At 60.9% G+C, this 20920-nt stretch carries 15 protein-coding genes and 1 pseudogene; 7 read left to right on the forward strand and 9 right to left on the reverse strand.

What is annotated here, in order from left to right:
• Nucleotides 1-80: 80 nt before the first annotated feature.
• Both ACVW0R_RS05060 and ACVW0R_RS05065 read right to left on the reverse strand, forming a co-directional pair.
• On the reverse strand, nt 81-1847 hold the full coding sequence (locus ACVW0R_RS05060) for an ABC transporter ATP-binding protein (protein WP_457501750.1): 1767 nt from the start codon (nt 1845-1847) through the stop codon (nt 81-83).
• A gap of 59 nt (nt 1848-1906) precedes the next feature.
• Nucleotides 1907-3085 (reverse strand): 1-deoxy-D-xylulose-5-phosphate reductoisomerase, encoded by a 1179-nt coding sequence (locus ACVW0R_RS05065; protein WP_011429108.1) that lies wholly within the window; start codon nt 3083-3085, stop codon nt 1907-1909.
• A 311-nt stretch (nt 3086-3396) separates the two neighbouring features.
• Between ACVW0R_RS05065 and ACVW0R_RS05070 the strand changes: the two genes are divergently transcribed.
• Complete coding sequence (locus ACVW0R_RS05070; protein WP_457501751.1) at nt 3397-4602, forward strand: trypsin-like serine protease; 1206 nt, start codon at nt 3397-3399, stop codon at nt 4600-4602.
• 86 nt (nt 4603-4688) lie between these two features.
• Nucleotides 4689-4874 (forward strand): 30S ribosomal protein S21, encoded by a 186-nt coding sequence (gene rpsU, locus ACVW0R_RS05075; protein ID WP_011429105.1) that lies wholly within the window; start codon nt 4689-4691, stop codon nt 4872-4874.
• Between the two features lie 62 nt (nt 4875-4936).
• Here rpsU and ACVW0R_RS05080 read toward each other — a convergent pair whose 3' ends face one another.
• Nucleotides 4937-5071 (reverse strand): hypothetical protein, encoded by a 135-nt coding sequence (locus tag ACVW0R_RS05080; RefSeq protein ID WP_276307362.1) that lies wholly within the window; start codon nt 5069-5071, stop codon nt 4937-4939.
• Nucleotides 5072-5554: 483 nt separating this feature from the next.
• On the opposite strand from ACVW0R_RS05080, the gene treZ reads away from it, so the two are divergent.
• Nucleotides 5555-7381, forward strand: coding sequence for a malto-oligosyltrehalose trehalohydrolase (gene treZ / locus ACVW0R_RS05085; RefSeq protein WP_457501761.1), 1827 nt, complete (start codon nt 5555-5557; stop codon nt 7379-7381).
• A 96-nt stretch (nt 7382-7477) separates the two neighbouring features.
• Here the strand turns inward: treZ and ACVW0R_RS05090 are convergent, their stop codons facing one another.
• From ACVW0R_RS05090 to ACVW0R_RS05100, 3 genes are all read right to left on the reverse strand, one after another.
• Nucleotides 7478-7822: a hypothetical protein gene (locus ACVW0R_RS05090; protein ID WP_457501752.1), complete on the reverse strand. Its 345-nt coding sequence runs from the start codon at nt 7820-7822 to the stop codon at nt 7478-7480.
• A gap of 118 nt (nt 7823-7940) precedes the next feature.
• Nucleotides 7941-9461, reverse strand: a complete 1521-nt coding sequence (locus tag ACVW0R_RS05095) for an FAD-dependent oxidoreductase (RefSeq protein WP_457501753.1) — start codon at nt 9459-9461, stop codon at nt 7941-7943.
• Between the two features lie 16 nt (nt 9462-9477).
• Nucleotides 9478-10806 (reverse strand): four-carbon acid sugar kinase family protein, encoded by a 1329-nt coding sequence (locus ACVW0R_RS05100; RefSeq protein ID WP_457501754.1) that lies wholly within the window; start codon nt 10804-10806, stop codon nt 9478-9480.
• A gap of 208 nt (nt 10807-11014) precedes the next feature.
• On the opposite strand from ACVW0R_RS05100, the gene phoU reads away from it, so the two are divergent.
• The 3 genes from phoU to clpB all read left to right on the forward strand — a co-directional run bounded on the left by phoU (nt 11015) and on the right by clpB (nt 16834).
• On the forward strand, nt 11015-11656 hold the full coding sequence (phoU, locus tag ACVW0R_RS05105; RefSeq protein WP_457501755.1) for a phosphate signaling complex protein PhoU: 642 nt from the start codon (nt 11015-11017) through the stop codon (nt 11654-11656).
• Between the two features lie 57 nt (nt 11657-11713).
• A complete protein-coding gene (locus ACVW0R_RS05110; RefSeq protein ID WP_457501756.1) occupies nt 11714-13999 on the forward strand; it encodes a ribonuclease R family protein in 2286 nt (761 codons plus the stop codon).
• 192 nt (nt 14000-14191) lie between these two features.
• Nucleotides 14192-16834: an ATP-dependent chaperone ClpB gene (clpB, locus tag ACVW0R_RS05115; protein ID WP_457391805.1), complete on the forward strand. Its 2643-nt coding sequence runs from the start codon at nt 14192-14194 to the stop codon at nt 16832-16834.
• Nucleotides 16835-16843: 9 nt separating this feature from the next.
• Here clpB and ACVW0R_RS05120 read toward each other — a convergent pair whose 3' ends face one another.
• From ACVW0R_RS05120 to ACVW0R_RS05130, 3 genes are all read right to left on the reverse strand, one after another.
• Entirely contained in the window at nt 16844-17245 is a 402-nt protein-coding gene (locus ACVW0R_RS05120) for a SaoD/DsrE family protein (RefSeq protein ID WP_457501757.1), read from the reverse strand.
• A 371-nt stretch (nt 17246-17616) separates the two neighbouring features.
• A complete protein-coding gene (locus ACVW0R_RS05125; protein ID WP_457501758.1) occupies nt 17617-18939 on the reverse strand; it encodes a dihydroorotase in 1323 nt (440 codons plus the stop codon).
• A 121-nt stretch (nt 18940-19060) separates the two neighbouring features.
• Entirely contained in the window at nt 19061-19495 is a 435-nt protein-coding gene (locus ACVW0R_RS05130; RefSeq protein ID WP_457501759.1) for a type IV pilin protein, read from the reverse strand.
• 508 nt (nt 19496-20003) lie between these two features.
• Between ACVW0R_RS05130 and ACVW0R_RS05135 the strand changes: the two are divergent.
• Nucleotides 20004-20804, forward strand: a pseudogene (locus tag ACVW0R_RS05135) (molybdopterin-dependent oxidoreductase); the annotation flags it as partial.
• Between the last annotated feature and the right edge of the window lie 116 nt (nt 20805-20920).

Below are 20920 nucleotides of genomic sequence, written 5' to 3' on the forward strand. Positions count from 1 at the left end.
ACCCCAATGCTTTGCCGCCTACGGTATCCGCTCAGCCGGCTTCCTGGCCATAGATCCGCCAGATCTCTCCCCGAGAAAACCTAGGCCAGGGCCTCTTCCAGCTTCTGCTTGGCCCAGAGACGGGCGTAGAGCCCCTGGGGATCTGCCAGCAACTGGGCATGGGATCCCTGCTGCACGATGCGGCCCTTGTCCATGACCCAGATCTGATCCGCCTCCACCGCCGCCGTGAGGCGATGGGTAATGAAGATCGCCGTTTTCTGGTCCCTGGCCTGGCGCAGGTGGCGGAGAATGGCCTGGGCCGTCTGGTTGTCCACGCTGGAGAGACAGTCATCCAGGATCAAAATCGGCGCATCCACCAGCAGAGCCCGCGCCAGGGCCACCCGCTGCCGCTGGCCGCCAGAAAGGGTGATGCCCCGCTCCCCCACCAGCGTGTCGTAGCCCTTGGGAAAGGTGAGGATCTCGGCGTGGATGTGGGCGGCCTTGGCGGCCCATTCCACCTCCCAGTCTTCGGCATCCGGCTTGCCGTAGCGGATGTTATCCCGAACACTGGCGCTGAACAGAAAGCTCTCCTGGGGCACGTAGGCAATGGCCCGCCGCAGGGATCCCAGTTGGAGCTGGGTGATGTCCTGCCCATCCAAAAACAGTTGCCCCGGCTGGATCTCCAGCAGGCGGGGCAGGGCATTGGCCAGGGTGGATTTGCCCGCCCCAATCGGCCCCACCACCGCCACCAATTGGCCCGGCTCGACGCAAAAGTGCAGATCCTGCAGCGCCGGCGTTGCGGATCCTGTGTCGGCATAGGCAAAAGTCAGGCCCCTGGCCTCGATACGCCCCTGCACCTGTTCCAGAGGTAGGGGTAGAGCCTGGGGAGCATCGCGGATGGTGGGCTCTACCCGCAGCAGGGCGTCGATCCGCTCCAGGCTGACCTGGCCCCGCTGGTAGGCAGTGATGGTAAAGCCCAGCAGAGTGGTGGGAAACACCAGCCGTTCCACGTAGAGGGTGAGGGCAGAAAAATCCCCAATCGTCAGCGTCCCGGCGGCAATCTGGGGTCCGCCCACCGCCAGCAGCAGCAGCAGGCTCAGGCTGACCAAGGCCACCAGGGAAGGAAAAAGCAGGTTGCGGGTGAGGGCCAGGCGCAAATTGGCCTGCAGCAGCCGCTCGTTGCGGCGGCGAAACTCCCTCTGCTCGTGCTCTTCCTGGGCATACACCTTGATCAGGGCAATGCCGTTCATGTCCTCCTGGATGAGATCGCTTAGATCCGCCAGCTCCTGCTGCACCTGGAGCTGCTCCTGCTGCAGACGGGAGCTGCTCAACTTCACCAGCACCAGCATCACCGGAAACACCGATAGGGCCAGGGCGCTCAGACGCGGCTCAATGCCAAACATGGCCGGCAAGGTGGTGCCGTAGGCAAAGATTGTGTTGGTCGAGTTGAGCAGGGCAAAGCCCAACAGGCGGCGGACATTTTCCACATCGCTGGTGATGCGGGTGAGGATATCCCCAACCGTCTGCTGGGCAAAGTAGGAAGGCTGCAGCGTCAGCAAATGCTCGAAGATGGCCTGCTTGAGGCGGAACTCCACCTGCCGCCCCACGCCAAACATCCACACCCGCGAGGCAATGCGAATGCCCATCATCAGGCTGGAGACGATCAACACCGTCAGGGCGTAAAGTGCAATGCGCTGCGGCGACAGGGCGGCCAAGTTCTGGCTGAGATCGTCGATGGCCAGCTTGACGTACCAGGGCAGGAACACCCCCAGGCCGTTTACCACCAGCAGGGATCCAATGCCCAGCGCCACCTGCCGGCGATAGGGGCGCAGATAATAGGCCAGTTGTCGGAGATGGGATCCCGCCACTCAGGTGCTCCTCAAGCCTTTTCCCACTCTAGCGCTGGGCCGGATCCCCCCGGTAGGGATCAGGCTAGAACCTGGGCTGGGGCCTGCTGCGCCAAGAGTTCCACCTGCTGTCGCGCCCAGGCATCCACTTCCAGAATGTCCTCCAGGCTGGGGGCAGGGATGACCTGGTGCCGCTCGCACACCTGCTCCAAAAGGCGAGGGATGTCCAAAAAGCGGATGCGCTCCTGTAGGAAGAGGGCCACCGCCGCTTCGTTGGCGGCATTCAACACTGCCGGCAGGGTTCCTCCTGCCTGTCCAGCAGCATAAGCCAGTTGTAGGCAAGGGTACTTGCGGTGATCCGGAGCCTTAAAAGTGAGGGATCCCAGCTTGACCAAATCGAGGGGATCCCAAGGGGTGGCTAAGCGCTCCGGCCAACTGAGGCCATAGAGGATGGGCAGGTGCATATCCGGCCAGCCCAACTGGGCCAGAACAGAAGTATCTGCCAGCTCGATCAAGGAGTGGACAATGCTCTGGGGGTGGATGAGGACCTCGATCCGGTCATAATCCAAACCAAACAGCCAGTGGGCCTCGATCACCTCCAGGCCCTTGTTCATCAGGGTGGCCGAGTCGATGGTGATCTTGCGCCCCATCACCCAGTTGGGGTGTTTGAGGGCGTCGGCCAAGGTGACCTGATCTAGTTTTTCGGCAGGCCAATCCCGAAAAGCTCCCCCGGAAGCCGTCAACAAGATCCTGCGCAGGGATCCCGGCGGCACCCCCTGTAGGCATTGAAAGATGGCCGAATGCTCCGAGTCCACCGGGATGAGCTTGACGCCGTACTCTCGTACCAGGGGCAGCACCACCGGGCCGCCTGCCACCAGGGTTTCTTTGTTGGCCAGGGCAATGTCTTTGCCGGCGCGGATAGCGGCCAAGGTGGGCAAGAGGCCGGCACAGCCAACGATCCCGGTCACCACCCGCTGGGCCGCCGGGTGGGCCGCCACCTGACACAGCCCCTCCGTTCCCGCCACCAGCTCCGGCAGCGGCCGCATCCCGGTCAGCAGGGATCGCAGCTCCGGCAGCAGCTCCTCCCGACCGATGGCCACAATCTGGGGCCGAAACCGCCACACCTGTTCTGCCAGGAGGGTAACATTGCTGTAGCTGGTCAAGCCGACAACCCGAAAACGCTCTGGATACTGGGCCACCAAGTCCAGAGTTTGGGTGCCGATGGAGCCGGTGGAGCCGAGCAGGGTGATGGCTTGCATACTTCAAGGATCCCTTTGCACCTAGCTAAAGAGCGTAACACTCTTTCAGCGCAGACTCACCCTCCTACAGCCTGCCCAAAGGGCGAACGGCCCCGCTTCGCGTTTGAGGATCCCTGCCTTATACCGGCTGCAGGGGATAGTGAGGCCCTTTTTTCCCGACTGCAGAGCTTTCCTAACTCTTCATCGGTCGGCAGGGTATGCTTGGCTAGCATAGCCGGCTAGCCTTGCAGAATCTGACCATGCCTTATTCCTCCCGATTCCATCCCTTCTTTGGCCTAGCTCGCTCATGGTCTGTGCTCCTGGGGTTGGGTTTGGCTCTGAGCGTAAGTGCCTGTGGTGGTGGGGGTTCCAGTCGTCCCCTGCCGCCGCTTCCAGCCCCTCCTGCAGGGCGCATCGAGGGATCCCATTTCGACGATCTCAACGGCAATGGTCTGTGGGATCCAGGGGAACCAGGGCTGCCGGGCATCACCACCTTTCTGGACTTGAACAGCAATGGACGCCTGGATCCAGGGGAACCCAGCACTGTCAGCGATGCCAACGGCAACTTTCGTTTCTCCAACTTGCCCCCTGGCACCTACCACGTCACTGCCCTTTTGCCGCCAGGGCGGGTGTTCACCACGCCGCGCTCAGGGTTGGGGCGGATTGTCGGCGGCAGGCCAGCTCAGCCGGGGGCCTTTCCCTGGATGGTGGCTTTGCTGAAGGCAGCTGAGCCGGATCCTTTTCAGGCGCAGTTTTGCGGGGGATCTCTAATTGCCCCGGAGTGGGTGCTCACCGCTGCCCATTGTTTTTTCAACGATCAAGGCCAGCAGGTGGTGAATGCACGCAACCTGGATCTGTTGTTGGGAACCACCCGTCTGCAATTGGGCGCTGGCCAGCGCATTCGCGCCGCGCAGATCGTCATCCACCCTGGCTACAATCCCCAAGGGGGGCAACGGGGGGGGAACGACATTGCCCTGGTGCGCCTCTCTCAGCCGGCGGCGCTGCCTATCCTGCCGCTAGTGCAACCCGACCAAACCAATCTGACTGCCCCTGGTACTCTCGCCACCATCCTCGGCTGGGGAGCCACCTTCCCCCGCGCCCTTGACCAGGAACCCAGCGGCTTTGCTCTGGATCTGCAACAGGCCGAAGTTCCCATCGTCGCCAACGAGGTGTGCAACGCGCCCCAGTCCTACAAGGGCACCATTTTAGACACCATGCTCTGTGCCGGCTTTCCCCAGGGGGGAGTGGATACTTGTCAGGCGGACAGCGGTGGGCCTTTGCTCGTGCCCAGCGGCAGCGGCTTTGCCCTGGCCGGGATCACCAGTTTTGGCCAAGGTTGCGCCCAGCCCAATTTCTACGGGGTGTACACGCGAGTGTCCAGCTTTGTGGGTTTTGTACAATCCGTAATCGGCAGCGCCCCCAGCCCAGCGCCAACGCCTTCTCCGCCGCCTTCCACCGGAACAACGGCCTCGTTTGTCGTGAATTTGAGAGAGGGTGAGGCGGTTTCGGGCCTCAACTTTGGCAGCCGCGCCCTGTAACCGTCAGCAGCAGGGCGGAGATGGTTTAGGATAGGGATCCCGATTGTGCTTTCGTTCTACTCATCGACGGAGGAGATAGCTTCTTTATGACTCAAGTGACGATTGGCGAAAACGAAGGGATCGAATCGGCGCTGCGCCGCTTCAAGCGCCAGGTCTCCAAGGCGGGCATTCTGCGGGATCTGCGCAACCATCGCCACTTTGAAACCAACCTGGAAAAGCGCAAGCGCAAAGCGGTAGCCATGCGGCGCAACCGCCGTAAGTCCATGGCCTAGGCAATTCTCAGTAGTCTGAACTTGGCTTGTGGCTATACAAGGTAGCCAAACCAGGGTTCGGCTTAGTTTTTCGGATCCCCAACGAGGCTAGCCTTCAGGGATCCGCTCAACACCTTAACTTCCAGCACCAGTTTCTCGCCGGCAAACCTCTTCGGCAAGGGAGGAAAGGGGGCGGAGCGCCGAATAGCGCTGAGCACGCCTGCATCCAGAAGGGAATCCGCCGAGGGGGTTTGCAGGTGCAACTTCCCCTAGGGTTCTTTTGAGCCAGGTGCCCTCTTGCCTGGCTGGCTCCTTCTCAGCAGGGGAAGCAGGAGAGTTTAGGTTCTTTGACACTCCCACCCAGGGGATTCTTACGCAGCTCAAAATGGACTCGCGAAGGCGCTTTCAACACGCCCCTAGACAGTTCTTTGAGGCATAACCTCAAAGTTCTGCTTACTTCGGACTTAAGTTCCTCCAGGTTAGTTATTGCCGCGCGGGTTTTGCACCGCAGTAGGTCGTTTTCCTGGAGAAGCTCTGTACTAGCTAAAAGAAGCAACTAAAGTTGCTCAAGGGCTTTTCCGCCCCGTACTAAAGTACGGGGCTACCAAGCTATCCTTTTGTGTAGGGGAGCAAGGCGCTATAGTAGAAGCCAAGTTGTGCAGACAGGTTTCGTGCTTCAGACTTCTCCTCCGCTCGGACGGATGGGCGCCTATCCCTTGGGGCAGGGCCGCTATCGCTTCTCGGTATGGGCGCCCTTAGTCGAACAAGTGGAGCTGAAGATAATCAGCCCTGTCCAACAGGTTATCCCTCTCAAGCAGGAGGAGCAGGGCTATTGGCAGGCGGAGGTGGAGGGGATCCCGCCGGGGCCGGTGGACTACCTCTACCGTCTGCACACCGCAGCGGGGGTGGTGGAGCGGCCAGATCCTGCCTCCCGCTGCCAGCCCTACGGCGTCCATGGCCCCTCGCGGGTGGTGGATCCCCACTTCGACTGGCAGGATCAGGGGTGGAAGGGGATCCCTCTCTCCCAGTGGATCCTCTACGAGCTGCACGTGGGCACCTTTACCCCGGAGGGCACTTTTGCCGCCATCATTCCTCGCCTGCCGCAACTTGTGGAGCTGGGGGTCAACGTACTGGAGCTGATGCCGGTAGCCCAGTTTCCAGGGGAGCGCAACTGGGGCTATGACGGCGTCTATCCCTATGCCGTGCAGACTAGCTATGGGGGAGCAGCGGGCCTGAAAGCGTTGGTGAACGCCTGCCATCAGCAGGGCCTGGCTGTCGTCTTGGATGTGGTCTACAACCACCTGGGTCCGGAGGGGAACTACTTGGGGGATTTCGGCCCCTACTTTGCCGACAAGTACCGTACGCCGTGGGGGAAGGCCATGAACTTCGACGGCCCCTATTCGGACGGGGTGCGGGAGTTTTTCCTGCAAAACGCCGAGTACTGGCTGGAGGAGTTTCACCTGGATGGCCTGCGGCTGGACGCGGTGCATGCCATCTACGACTTCAGCGCCTACCCTTTTTTGCAGGAATTGGCGGAGCGGGTGGATGCCCTAGAAGCGCGCACGGGCTGGCCCAGGGTGCTTGTAGCTGAAAGCGACCTCAACGACGTCCGCCTCATCACCCCCCGCAAGCAAGGGGGCTACGGGCTAGACGCCCAGTGGTGCGACGACTTTCATCACTCGGTTCACACCCTGCTTACTGGGGAAAAGACAGGCTACTACCAAGACTTCGGCCAATTGGAGCACCTGGCCAAGGCCTACCGGGAGAGCTACGTCTACTCCGGCCAGTACTCCCGCTACCGACTCCGCCGCCACGGCAATTCCGCCGTCAGCAGGCCGGGATCCCAGTTTGTCATCTGCATTCAAAACCACGACCAGGTGGGCAACCGCATGTTGGGGGAGCGCCTCAGCCAGCTCACCTCCTTTGCGGGCCTGAAGTTGGCCGCCGCTGCCCTGCTGCTAGCTCCTATGTTGCCGCTGCTGTTTATGGGGGAAGAGTATGGGGAGGTGGCCCCCTTTCTCTACTTCATCAGCCACGGGGATCCCAACCTGGTGAAAGCGGTGCGCCAGGGACGCCGCCGCGAGTTCAGCGCCTTTGCCTGGCAGGGCGAGCCCCCGGATCCCCAAGCTGAAGAGACTTTCTTGCGCTCCAAGCTGAATTGGGAGTTGAAAAAGGCCGGTCACCACCAGGTTCTGTGGAAGTGGTACCAGACCCTGATCCGGCTGCGCAAAACCCAACCGGCCCTCCAGCACCTAGAGCGGGAGGGGGTGGAAGTGGAGCTGTTTTCCGGCTCTGGCCTGGCCCTGCGCCGCCGCCAGGGATCCCAGTCTTTGCTTGCCCTTTTCAATTTCAGCCCCGATCAGCCAGTCACCTATACCCAATGGCCCAGCGGCACCTGGGAGAAGCTTTTGGATAGCCACGAGGCCCAGTGGTTGGGAAAGGGATCCCAACTGCCGGCAGAAAGCCAAGGGGATCCGGTTGAGGTACTGGGCTATGGGGTGGGCCTCTATGGTGCTTTGCACCGCTAACGCAGATGGCTGCGGCCAGAAGGGAAATCTCGACCGCTCCAGACCTGGCAAACGGAAACGGTCTAGCCGATCTTCGCGCCGCGGAAATAGAGGGAGTCAGGCAAGGGCCTGCGGGCGTCGGGAAGGTTCGCTCACTGGTTGGCCGCGATAGGTCAGCTTGGGCTTGGCAGGGTTGCCCGTAGGAGCAGCCTCTGGTTGGGACTGCACGGGTACGCCCGGCGACAGTTGAGCCCACACTTCCGCGTGATTCTCAAACTGCACCACAATGCTAAGAAATCCCCTTTCAATGTCGGCGCGACAGGCAGATATCGCGTCTTGGGCGCATTTGCACACTTGCCGACGGGCGTAGAAGTGATTCTGAAACTTGATTACCTCCACCAAACCCTGAGGAGTCGAAGCCCAGAAGCCACTCTCTGCATCGCTGTAGTCGAGAATAACCACGGCTAACTCCTACACTGACGAGTGGATGGATAAAGAATTCCCAACTCTTCCACTATGGATATCAAACGTCGTGAAACGTAATGGTGATCTTGATTACATTGACAATGTTTCGATATCACTATGGGAATAACTTGTAATCTTGACCGCAGCCGTAGCGCCAGGCCTCTCGCCGCCGTTTCCAGAAGTAGTCTTTTGGATCCACTTCCAGGCGGTCGGCCAGCCTTTGCAGCAGCTCGTAGAGGCCAAGGGCGGCAAAGTGCCCCACCCAGTCCAGCAGCTCCGGCAGCCCCAGCCGAGGCAAAAGTCTGGCTACCAAGCTGGGATCCCGACGCGTCACCCCCCACAGGGCCTGGGCCAAGCCGCCAAGCTGCACCACATCCTGCAAAAAGGGCTGCACCACCTGGGGTCCGGCGGCAACCATGGCTTCAAAGACTCTGCTCAGCAAGCGGTTAATGCTATGGGGATCCCAGTTTTCCTCTCCCAAAGGAGGGATCATTGCCTTCTGAAACAGCCAGGTTACCGCCAAATTGGGCTGGTAGGGCTGCAGCAGGGCCAGGGCCGCCTGATCCAACTGCCGCTGGGCTAGAGCCTCGTGGATTCCCTGTTGCAGACGATCCAGATGGCGCAACATTGCCCCAAAGCCGCCAAAGCTCAAAGGCGACTGGCTGCCGCTACTGTCTCCTACTGCCAGAAGGCGATCCCAGGGCAGTTGCAGCGGGCTGCGCCGGTAGGCGGGGAAAACGCCACACAGCTTGCGCACCCAGCGGATTTGCTCCAGCTCAACCCCCTGGTAGGCAGGGAGCAGCCGGCAGTAGTCCTGCCAGAGCCTCTCTAGACTCGGTCGGCGGGGATCCCGGTCGCAGTAGGTAAACAAGTAGGTGGTGCGCCCATCGCGGGCGGGGAAAGCTTCCCAAAAGGGCTGGTAGCCGTTCTGGGCGGGGGTAAAGCTGTAGAACAGATCCCCAGTGGGTTGGTCGGGCAGCCCCTGGGCACAGGATCCCACCACCAGACAGACGCTGTCCGGCGGCTGCCCTTGGCGGGCCTGGGCCACGATGGGGGAGCGGTGCCCCATGGCATCCACCAGGAGTTGGGCGCTGAGCTGGCCGGCGGTGGTCTGGATGCGGATCCCATCGGGGTGGACCGTGGCGCTGAGAAACCCGGTCTGCTCCCGCACCTGGCCCCCCCAGTCTAGGAAATGCTGCTTGAGGAACTCCAGCAAGCCGACCGGATCCACGCCCACATTCAGCACCCCTTCCACCCACCAGGTGGGACCCTCCCCAAAGCCAATGCGCCCACTGGGGTAGTGGGTCACCTGGATTGCCTCCCACTCTGTCGGGGTGAGCAGCTCCAGTTCTAACAACACCTGCAGCTCCTGCCGCGAGGTGTTCCACTCCTGCTCCCGCCCCCGCAAGATGCCGCGCTCGATCAGGATCACCCGCCAGCCTCGCCGGGCCAAAGCCACCCCCAAGAGAATCCCCAGGGTGCCGCCGGCAATCACCACATCGGCATCCCGGCTGCCCAGGCGCTCAGAACAGCGGTGCACCACCGCCGGAGGCAACACCGTTGGCCCCTGCCGCAGGGATCCCCACCAGGCCTCCAAGGCAGGCAGAGCTTCAGGGGGGGAGATGAGTTCAGCCATGGTGATTTCCTCCAGGCTAGACTAGCCCGCGGCTGTGGAGGCGACGGTGGATTAAAACCAACGTATCCGCCTCGCCCACGTTGCCCGGAAACAGCACCACCGGCAGGTTGGGAAAGCGGGGGTGATCCGCCGGCGTGAGCACCATGGAGATCCCTGGGTAGATCTGCCCCAGCAGCCGCACCGCTGGCAGGTTGAGGCCAACGCTGAGGATGTTGTTGGAGGTAATGCCGCCCTTGCTAACGAGATAGCCGATCCCTTCCGGCAGCCCCTGCACAATGGCCATCAACAGGCGGGAAACTCTCTGCCCAAAGGCCAGGCGTGCCTCCGGGTTGGCGCCGTCAAACCCCACTTCTTCCCGGCTGGTGTAGACCACCGGCGTCAGGCCCTGCTCGTAGGCGCGGTGGACTTGGCTCAAGAGGGCCGGCAGCAGCTCCGCTTCCCTCCCCGCTTCCAACAGGCGCTTTACCTCCACCTCGATGCCCTGGATCCCTGGCTCCTGCAACAGCCGAGCCAACTGCTGGCTGGACTTTTGCACATGGGATCCCACGATCACCACCCCTGGCCGGTCGGAGCGGACAAACTGCCCCATCTCCTCTGGCGGAACCGGCTGCGGCGGCAACTGGGCCAGGGCCGTCAAGAGGCTGGCGGCGCTGCGAAACAAAAAGCGCTTCCCCTGCTCCAGAGCCGCCCAGACATCCTGGGCAAAACGATCCAGATCCGCCTGGGTTTCTCCATCCACCACACAGCAGACATTCCCCTCCAGCCTCAAAAGCCGCTCCAGACAGCCGGCGCGGATCTGCTCCAGGGTCAGTCGCACCACCTGCTCGGCCCGGATCTGCCCTTGGGTTTTCTCCTGCACATAGTCCGGCAAATAGCTGTGGTGGTAGCCAAACACCGCATCCCGAGCAAACTCCGTCTCATGCACCGGCACCCAGCGCTCCCCCACCCGTAGGTAGTGGACACTGTTGCGGGTGATGCGCCCTCCCTCAAAAAAGGCCGGCACCAGAAAATGGGCATCAAAAGGCCCCAGCTCCGCCGCCATCACATCCGTCTCCAAGGGATAGTGCCCGCGCAGCGTCGAGTCGGAGCGGCTGATAAAAAGGGCCCGCTCCCACCCCAGCTCTCCCATGGCCTGCTTCAGGGCCCGGCAGACCGACCGCGTCACCTCGGCAGCCTCCGCCGCTGGCAGGGATCGGGTGTTGGTGAGGATAAAGCGAATCGGCGAGCTATCCTGCAGCCCTAGCTTGAGTGTTTGCGGATCCCAGCGGGTGAGGAGCAAGCAACTGTGAACGGTTTGGGATCCGGTGGGATCATCGTCCAACACAATGATGGGGGGAAGAGCCATGAGACCGTCTCAATCGACAAAGCAACCCGAGAACTCCAGAGGACGAATCCCCCTCAAAGGGCAACCGCTGTTCTCATCTTCGCCTAAGTTGGCCGTCTTCTCTGCCCTTATTCCAGGCGAAGTTTGCCATGATTGAGGTCAACTGGCTCTGTTGAATCCAAAACGACTGCAGACATTTCCCCCCTGCCCACATTCATGGGAGAAAGCCATGGGGCAAGCTGAGCTGCAACTTCAAATCAAGCGGATTCAGCAGGACGTGCTGCGCATGGGGGCGCTGGTGGAAAAATCGGTGGTCTTGGCCCAGCAGGCCCTGTTTGAACAGAACTTGGCCGCCGCCGAACAGGTGATCGCCCAAGACAAGCAAATTGACCGCTTTTATCGTCAAATCGAGAAAGACTGTATTAATTTGATTGCCTTGCGCTCCCCGGTGGCGCGGGATCTGCGCTGGATCAGTACCCTGATGCAACTGGTACGCGATTTGGAGCGGATTGGCGACTACGCCAAAGATTTGGCCGAAGTGGCCCTGCGCTTGGTCATGTACCCGCCGCCGCCGGAGCTGAGCCGCATTCGCCTGATGATGCAGCGCTGCCAGAAAATGCTCAGCCACAGCCTGGCCGCCCTGACGGAGTTGGATGCCGAGCTGGGCCGACAACTGAAGCGGGAAGACGACGCCGTTGATGAAGACTACACCAACCTTTACAATACGTTGGCGCAGCAGTCTGACATCAAGGGATCGATCGAGCCTATCCTGTTGATGTTGCTGGCGATCCGCTACCTAGAGCGTCTGGCCGACCACTGCACCAACATCGGTCAGCGAGTAGCCTTTATCGTCACCGGCCACCGCGACTAATCCAAGTGGCTGCGCCTGTCCCTTAATCGCGGCTCTCATTCCCCCTGGATACCCGCAATGGATTTCTCTCGGATTTTTCATCACTTTTTCTCTCGACCTGCCGAGCAATGGACCGATAAAGACGCGCTGCTTGCCCTCCTGCCAGCCTCAGACCCAGAAGCGCCGGAAATGCTCGAGATTGCCCTCGATGGTCTGGTACGGGCGGGGTTTCTCGAACGGACAGGGGATCCGCCCCGCTATCGGCGTAAGCCGGATGAATCCTTGGTGGTGGGGCGTTTGCGCTGTTCCAGCAAGGGCTTTTGCTTTGCCGTGCGGGATGAACCGGGGGCAGAGGATGTGTATATCCACGGCAGCAACCTTAGCGGCGCTTGGAACGGCGACCAAGTGATAGCCCGGATTACCAAAGAAGGCAATCGCCGCCGCAGCCCAGAGGGAGAGGTGGTAGCTGTTGTGGAACGGGCCAATCCCACTCTCGTGGGCCGCCTCAAACAGACGGAAGAGGGTTTCCGGGTGGTGCCTCTGGATGACCGGCTGCTGTTCGAGCTGGCCTTGACCGAGGGATCCCCTGCCGAGCTGGCGGAAGGTCGGGTGGCCTATGTGGAAGTGGAGCGCTACCCGCTGGGCAACTTGCCCCCCGTGGGCACGATTCGCAAGATCTTGGGCAATGGCCCGGAGGCGTCCATCGATGCGGATCTGGTCTGCTGCAAGTACGACCTGCCCCAGGAGTTTCCCCCGGCGGTGCTGGAGGCTGCGGCAACTCTGCCCAAAAAGCTGAGCCGCTCCGACCAAAAGAACCGTCGCGATCTGCGGGACTGGTTTTGCGTCACGCTGGAGCCGCTGGACTTGCAGCACCCCCACGGCCTCGAGCCCAACGTGGCCGTCTCCCTGCAGCGGCAAGAAGAGGGCCACTGGCTGCTGGGGGTGCACATTGCCGATGTAGCCCACTGGCTGGATCCGGATCACCCCCTGGAGCGGGAGGCGCAGCGGCGCACCGCCACGGTTTACCTGGATAGCGTGGTGCTGCCCCTTTTCCCGCCGGAAGTGCACAGCCGCCTGGCTCTGTTGCCGCAGCAGGAGCGTCTGGCCTACTCGCTGCTGCTGACCATTGACCCCGAAGGGGTGGTGCGCAACTTCGAGATCCACCCCAGCCTGGTGCAGTCGCGGGCCCACCTCTCCTACGGCCAGGTGCAGGCTCTCTTGGCCACCGCCGCGGATCTGGGCCCCGATGAGGAGGTGCCGGAGTTGATGGCCCTGCTGCAAAACCTGCTCCGTCTCAGCCAAGTCCTGCGAGTCAAGCGCCACCAGGCAGGCGGGTTCGATCTGCCCCTGTTGGATTTGCTCACCCCCTACTCTGCCGATGAAAGCGGCTATGGGCCCCTGCTGGTCAGCGATCGCCTCGGCGCCCACGCCCTGATGACCGAAATTCTGCTGCTGGCCAACCAAACCTTGGGCCACCATTTGCGCCAATTGGGGATCCCTTCGTTGGCCCGCGTGCAGAAGCCCCCCACCGCTGAGGCCCTGCAGAACTTTTTGCGTCTGGCCAACGCCATGAAGCTGGATCTGAACTTGCAGGATCCAGAAGCTGTGACGTTAGCCGATTGGCAGCGGATCTGTGCCCGCATCACCGCCCCCGATGTCTTGGCCGCAGGGACTAGCCCAGCCTTGGTGGCCCAGTTGTTGGCTACTCTGCCCCCCGTCGAGTATTGCCTGCAGCCGCTGCAGGAGCCGCTCGGCCATTTTGGCCTTGGCCTCAAAGAGCCCTACGCCTCTTTTACTGCCCCTTTGCGCCGCTATGCCGATTTGCTGAATTTGCGGGCTCTGCACCTAGCCTTGAGCAAAGGACGGGATCGCCGCAGCCCGCGCTCCAGAACCGTGGTGGATCTGCATGGCCCCGGCAGCTACGACCAAATTGATTGGCAGGTGCTGCCGCCAAAAGTGCATGAGGAGTGGCAGGCCTTTCTCCAAGCGCAACTGCCCAAAATCCAGGCGGGATATCAGCTCCATCAACAGGCAGAGCGGGAGCTGATGGGCTTGAAGCGGTGCGAGTTCATGCAAAAACACCTGGGGGAGACGTTCCCCGGCCTGATCGTCAGCGTCCAGAACTACGGCTTTTTTGTGCAGGTGGATCCCATCTTGGCGGAAGGCTTGGTGCGGGTCAGCACCCTGAAAAACGACTGGTACGAATACCGCAGCCGCCAGCAGGCCCTGGTAGGGCGCAAAAGCCGGCGCCAGTTCCGCCTGGGGGATCGGGTGGAGGTGCAGATTAAAAACGTAGACTACTACCGCCAACAAATTGACCTGGCGGTGATCGGCGAGGGACGGCCCTACGAAGAAGAGGAATAAGGCGGGGATCCGTCCATCAATCGCGGTAGGAGGGGACGGTTGTTGCGAACTCCGGCTTTGGCAAAATAGGCGATACCTGGATCGTAGGATGCCAGCAGCGCTTCCCCAAGTCGGCAGCAAGGGCTGAGAGCCCCTTGGCTGCCCCCTGCATTGTCTTCCTATACACTGTAAAAAAACTCCTGCCAAACCCCTATGCAGCCCACCAATCCCAACCAATTTACCGAGAAAGCCTGGAGCGCCATTGTCCAATCCCAAGATGTAGCCCGGCGGCACCAGCAGCAACAGTTGGAAACCGAGCATTTGCTGATCTCCCTTCTGGATCAAGAGGGGGGTCTCACCCAGACCATTTTGCAGCGGGCCGGCCTCGATCCGAGGCTGGTGCGGGATAGAGTGGAAAGCTTTATCAACCAGCAGCCCAAGCTGGCGCGGGTGGATCAGCTCTACCTAGGCCGCGGCCTGGAGACCACGCTGGATCGAGCCGAGGAGTTTCGCAAAGAGTATGGCGATGATTTTATCTCGGTAGAGCACTTGCTTTTGGGATCCCTGGACGACGAGCGGGTGGGCAAGCGCGTTCTAGCACCCCTGGGCTTGACGGTCGAGCGCCTCAAGCCCGTTATCCAACAGGTGCGAGGCAAACAGCGGGTTACCGACAAAAATCCCGAGTCCCGCTACGAGGCCCTGGAGCGCTATGGCCGCGACTTGACCAAGGCCGCCCGCGAAGGGAAGCTGGATCCGGTGATTGGGCGGGACGACGAGATCCGCCGCGTCATTCAGGTGCTCTCCCGCCGCACCAAAAACAACCCCGTCCTCATCGGCGAGCCGGGTGTGGGGAAAACCGCCATCGTCGAGGGCCTGGCCCAGCGCATCAACCGGGGAGACGTGCCGGAGTCGCTGAAAAACCGGCGGGTGATCGCCCTGGATATGGGATCCCTGATTGCCGGCGCCAAGTACCGCGGCGAGTTTGAAGACCGCCTCAAAGCCGTGCTCAAGGAGGTCACCGAATCGGAAGGGCAGATCATCCTCTTCATCGACGAGCTGCACACCGTGGTGGGGGCAGGGGCGGCCGAAGGGGCGATGGATGCCGGCAACCTGCTCAAGCCCATGCTGGCCCGCGGTGAATTGCGCTGCATTGGCGCCACCACCCTGGATGAGTACCGCAAGTACATTGAAAAAGACGCTGCCCTGGAGCGCCGCTTCCAGCCGGTGTATGTGGATCAGCCCTCCGTGGAAGACACCATCTCCATCCTGCGCGGCCTCAAAGAGCGCTACGAGCTGCACCACGGGGTCAAAATCAGCGACTCGGCCCTGGTGGCAGCGGCAGTCCTCTCCAACCGCTACATCTCCGAGCGCTTCCTGCCCGACAAGGCCATCGACCTGGTGGACGAAGCGGCGGCCAAGCTGAAGATGGAGATCACCTCCAAGCCCGTCGAATTGGATGAAATCGACCGGCGCATCATGCAACTGCAGATGGAGGAGCTCTCCCTCAAGAAAGAAGACGACCCCGCCTCCAAAGAGCGCCTGGGCAAAATTGAGCAGGAGCTGGCCAACTTGATGGAGCGGCAGCGGGAGCTGAGCGCCCGTTGGCAGATGGAAAAAGAGGCCATCGAGCGGCTGCAAAACCTCAAGGCCGAGCGGGATGCCGTCAAGCTGCAGATTGAACAGGCAGAACAAAAATATGACCTCAACCGCGCTGCCGAGCTCAAATACGGCAAGCTCATGGAGCTGGAGCGCCAGATCCAAGAGCAGGAGGCCCACCTGGCCAAGCTGCAGGCCAACGGCGAGCCCTTGTTGCGGGAGCAGGTGACGCCCGAAGACATTGCCGAGATCGTCTCCCGCTGGACCGGGATCCCGGTCACCAGCCTGATGGAGTCGGAAAAGCAGAAGCTGCTGCGCCTGGAAGCCCACTTGCACCAGCGGGTGGTGGGCCAGGACGAGGCGGTAGCGGCGGTGGCAGCCGCCATCCGGCGGGCCCGGGCCGGCCTCAAGGATCCCAATCGGCCCATCGGCTCGTTCCTGTTCATGGGGCCCACCGGCGTCGGGAAGACCGAGCTGGCCCGCGCCCTGGCGGAGTTCCTCTTCGACACCTCCGAGGCCATGGTGCGCATCGACATGTCGGAGTACATGGAGAAGCACTCCGTCTCCCGCTTGATTGGGGCTCCGCCGGGCTATGTGGGCTACGAAGAAGGCGGGCAGCTCTCGGAAGCGGTGCGGCGGCGCCCCTACTCGGTGGTGCTCTTTGACGAGGTGGAAAAAGCCCACCCTGATGTCTTCAACATCCTGCTGCAGGTGCTGGACGACGGCCGCATCACCGACTCCCAAGGCAGGACGGTGGACTTCAAAAACACCATCATCATCATGACCAGCAACATTGGCAGCGAGCTCATCCTGGAAATTGGCGGCGACGAGAGCCGCTACGAGGAGATGAAAAGCCAGGTGCTGGCCATGCTGCGGCACCACTTCCGGCCGGAGTTCCTCAACCGGGTGGATGAACTGATCATCTTCCACGCTCTAACCAAAGAGCAAATCCGCCAGATCGTCAGCCTGCAGATGCGGCGGGTGGAGCAGTTGCTGGCGGATCAGCAAATTGAAATTGTCCTCACCGAAGAGGCCAAGGACTACCTGGCCGAGCTGGGCTACGACCCCGTGTTTGGCGCCCGCCCGCTGAAGCGGGTAATCCAGCGGGAGATCGAAAACCCCCTCGCCACCAAGCTGCTGGAAAACGAGTTCCTGCCCGGCGACCGCATCCTGGTGGAGGTGGCCAACGAGCGGCTGATCTTCCGCAAGATCGGCTCTCAGCCCCGCCAAGAGCCGCCTGCTGCTGTAGCCGTCAGCTAGGCCAGTTGGCTAGAGGCTGATCACCTGGTCAGGTGGGTTGTCTTGCAAGGCCGCGTAGAGGTCGGGGAAGCAGCCCACCTGCACCCCTTTGACCACGTTTTTGGGAACACAATGGCCCGGCTCCTCGCGCCCCTGGCCTTTTGAGTCGCACCACTTGGGTTCCCCTTCCGCCAGGTTGCGCTCCAGGGCGCACATGTCGCACATCATCAGCAAAATGTTCTGCGCTTCGGCAATCTTGGCCAGGCGCTCGCCGATGGGATCCCCCTGCCGCAAGACAAAGCAGTTGTCGTCGAAAAAGAACATGCCCACCACTTCCGCGCCGTGTACCCCTGCTTCTAGCTGGGGCAGGATCATCTGGCCCAGCTTGTAGGTGCCGCCGCGGGGGGTGATGAAGACGTAGGCAACTTTCATAGTCGCTCCTTAGGTGTTTTCCAAATTGATTATCATCGATTATCGCCTTCAAAGTAGCACGGCTTACTGAAAGGGCGTAAGACACTCCCCAAGCGTTCCTCGTCACTATCCTCACCCCCAGCCCCTCTCCCAGAGGGACAGCCCTCACCCCCAGCCCCTCTCCCAGAGGGAGAGGGGAGTTAGAGCGGCGCGTTCGCGACAGTGTTGCGTGGCAATAACGACGTAACGAACCGTTTCACTGCTATTTGTATAAACTGAGATGGGATCCGGCGCTCTGCTCCTCTTGCTTAAGTAGGGAGAAGCCAAAGCAGCCCAGTGTTCAACCGCTATCTTGAAAGGTTTGAACAGGTGCAACCTCGAAGGGGATCCCCCTAGCGCCGAAAGGTCAGGGCCCTGCCGCGCACTGAGGGATCCACCTGGCCATTTTGGAAGGCGATCTGCCCGCCCACGATGGTGAGCAGCGGCCAGCCCACCAGCTCCCAGCCCTCAAACGGGCTCCAGCCGCATTTGGTGAGCAGCTCTTCCCGCCGCACCGGCTTGGGCGTGTGGCGATCCACCAGCACCAGGTCGGCGTCGTAGCCCACCTGCAGCCGTCCTTTGTTGGGGATCCCGTAGAGGTGGGCGGGCGCCTCGCACATCCACTGCACCACCTGGCGCAGGGTACAGCGGCCCTGCTGGGCGGCAGTCAGCATCAGGGGCAGGGCCGTCTCCACCCCCGGCATGCCGGAGGGGGAGTGGGGGTAGGGCTGGGCTTTTTCGGCCAGGGTGTGGGGGGCATGGTCGGTGGCGATGCAATCCAGGATGCCCTCGTGCAGCCCCTGCCAAAGCTGGGGGAGGGTAGCCGGATCCCGCAGCGGCGGGTTCATTTGGGCCAGGGATCCCAGGCGGGCGTAGTCGGCAGTGCTGAGCAACAGGTGTTGGGGGGTGACCTCGGCGCTGACCCAGGCGGGCTTGTGCCGGCGCAGCAGCTCCACTTCCAAGCCGGTGGAAAGGTGCAAAATGTGCAGGCGATGGCGATAGCGGGTGGCCAGGTCCAAAGCCCGCCGCGAGGCGATGAGCGCCGCTTCCTCGTCCTGGATTTGCGAGTGAACGGCTACGTCCGTGCGTCCGGCAAAGAGGGCCCGCCGAGCTTGAATCCGCGAGTGATCTTCAGCGTGGACAGCGATAACAAAATGGGGATCCGTCTCGGCAAAGATCTGCTCCAGCACCGCCTGGTCGTCCACCAGCAAGGGGCCGTGCATGGATCCCATGAAGATCTTGATGCCGCAAGCCCCCTGCACCGTCTGCAGCTCCTTCAAGTTATCGGCGGTAGCGCCGATGAAAAAGCCGTAATTGACCACACACTTGCTGGCGGCCCGGGCCAACTTGTCATCCAGCGTTGCCTGGTCGATCGTCAGCGGGTCAGTGTTGGGCATCTCCAAAAAGCTGGTTACCCCGCCGCGGGCACAGGCCCAGGATCCCGTCTGTAGGTCTTCTTTGTGCTCCCGGCCCGGCTCGCGAAAGTGAACCTGGGGGTCGATCACCCCCGGCATCAGGGTATGGCCCTTGGCCTCGATGACCCTAGCCACCCCTTCTGTGGAGAGATGTTGGCCAATCTGGGCAATCCGCCCCTCCTGCACCAGCACATCTCCCACCCAGGGATCCCCTTCCGGTACCACCAGCTCGGCATTGCGGATCAGCAGGCTACTGGCCAAAGCTCCGCTTCCCCTTTCACAGGCGCTTTCAAGATAACACCTGTCGAGCAGGTTAAGAACCGGCCAATCGATGGAACAGCTAGTCGGCAGCTCAAGCTCAAGTTGCCCGAGTCTTGTCTTCCTAGCGATAGAGGTTGCAAGAGCTGCGCAGGTCGTAGCCAGAGGCCAAAACCTCTTGCTGGCGATCCCCTAAGCCAAGGTCGCAGCGCAGGAGATCCCCACTAACAGTTGTATGTGTGTGAGACTCAGTCATCCAACGAACGCCGCTTGAGCTGGCAGTGGGAGGAACAACTTCAGGAAGACGATAGTTGGGGGCTTGCCAAGGATCTTGCAAATAGCGATCCCTGTGGATCCCGCCAAATTCAATATCGGCGTAGGCAGGAGGATAAACCATGAAGTCCATTCGGAAAACTTCTGAAGCACCGCCGATATCTGCTAGAGCTGTCTGGGCTTCTGCAACTCTGGAACGGCGAATGTGGTTAAGAAAATTGGGAATGCTAATAGCAGAGAGAATGCCGACAATTACGATTACCGCCAGCAGCTTGATCAAGGTCATGACGTGCGGAGCTTTAGTTGCTCGACGGCAGAGCATTAGATAGGCTTTATGAAGAGAAAGTCAGCTCATAGCAGCGTCTGCTTCCCCTTTGGAGCGTCAGTATCCAAGTGCAAACGACTCGGGGGCCTTTCTCCCCTATGCAGCTTGATCTCAGATCTCAGGTTGCCCTTTACAGACCTAAAACTTTCCTCGCCTCGTCTAGCGGGACGGAGCCTTTAGGAGCACTCCTTGCCTGTTTCTCCCTTGCTTTGCCTAGAGACCTAACCGCAGTTGGCAGGAGGTGGCTATGCTGCTCAAGCATTCCTCCTATGATGTTTCCGCATAGTGAGGAGCAAAAAGTAACGCAAGCTACAAAAGTTCCAGGTCAATGTCTCTAGGCTGGGGCGTTGGAACTTGTGAGAACCGCGGCAAGGACAGCTAGATAAGCAGGCCTTAGGCCCAACACCCCTAGCTTCTTTCCCTACGGCCGCCTTGCCCACACCAAGCCAAGTAACAACAGAGGGGGAACATGGATAACGTACGCAGCCTTTGTCCCTACTGTGGGGTTGGTTGTGGCCTAGAAATTCTGGCCGACGGCACAAAAATTCGCGGCGATCGAGCTCATCCGTCCAGCCAGGGCATGGTTTGCGTTAAGGGTGCGACTCTCCTGGAAACCCTCGATTGCAATCGGGCTACGGTGCCTCTCTATCGCCCTAGCCTCAGCGAGGATTTCCAGCCGGTGAGCTGGGATCAAGCGCTGGATTTAATTGTCGAGCGCATTCGCCAGACCTCTCCCGAAAGGATTGCCATCTACGGCTCAGGGCAGTTGCTAACCGAAGATTACTACATTGCCCAAAAGCTACTTAAGGGGTGTCTAGGAAGCAATAACTTCGACAGCAATTCCCGCCTCTGCATGTCTTCTGCCGTAGAGGGCTACAGCCAGAGTCTCGGCTCGGACGGCCCCCCCTGTAGCTACACGGATCTCGATAGCTGCGAGCTGGCTTTTTTGATCGGCACCAATACCGCTGAATGCCACCCAATTCTGTTCAATCGCTTGCGCAAGCGCCACAAAAGCGACCCAAGCCTAAAGATTGTTGTGGTGGATCCCCGTCGTACGCAGACGGCTGAGGAGGCCGATTTGTATCTGAGGATTACTCCAGGTAGCGATATTGACTTGCTCAATGGCATTGCTCACCTACTCATTCAGTGGGGCGCCATCAACCATGACTTCATTGCCCAGCACACCGAAGGCTTTGAAGCCTATGCTGCCCTGGTTGCCGACTACACCCCTGAGCAAGTAGCCAGCCGCTGTGGCCTAGAAGTTGAGGAGCATGACTCTAGTCAATGATACGCTGGACTATACTGAAAATAATGTACAGTATGTTCAGTATGGCTGCTTGGCATGGCTAGATATGTAAAACCGAGAGAAGCGGCGGATTATTTTGG

The organism is Thermostichus sp. MS-CIW-15 (assembly GCF_054060575.1).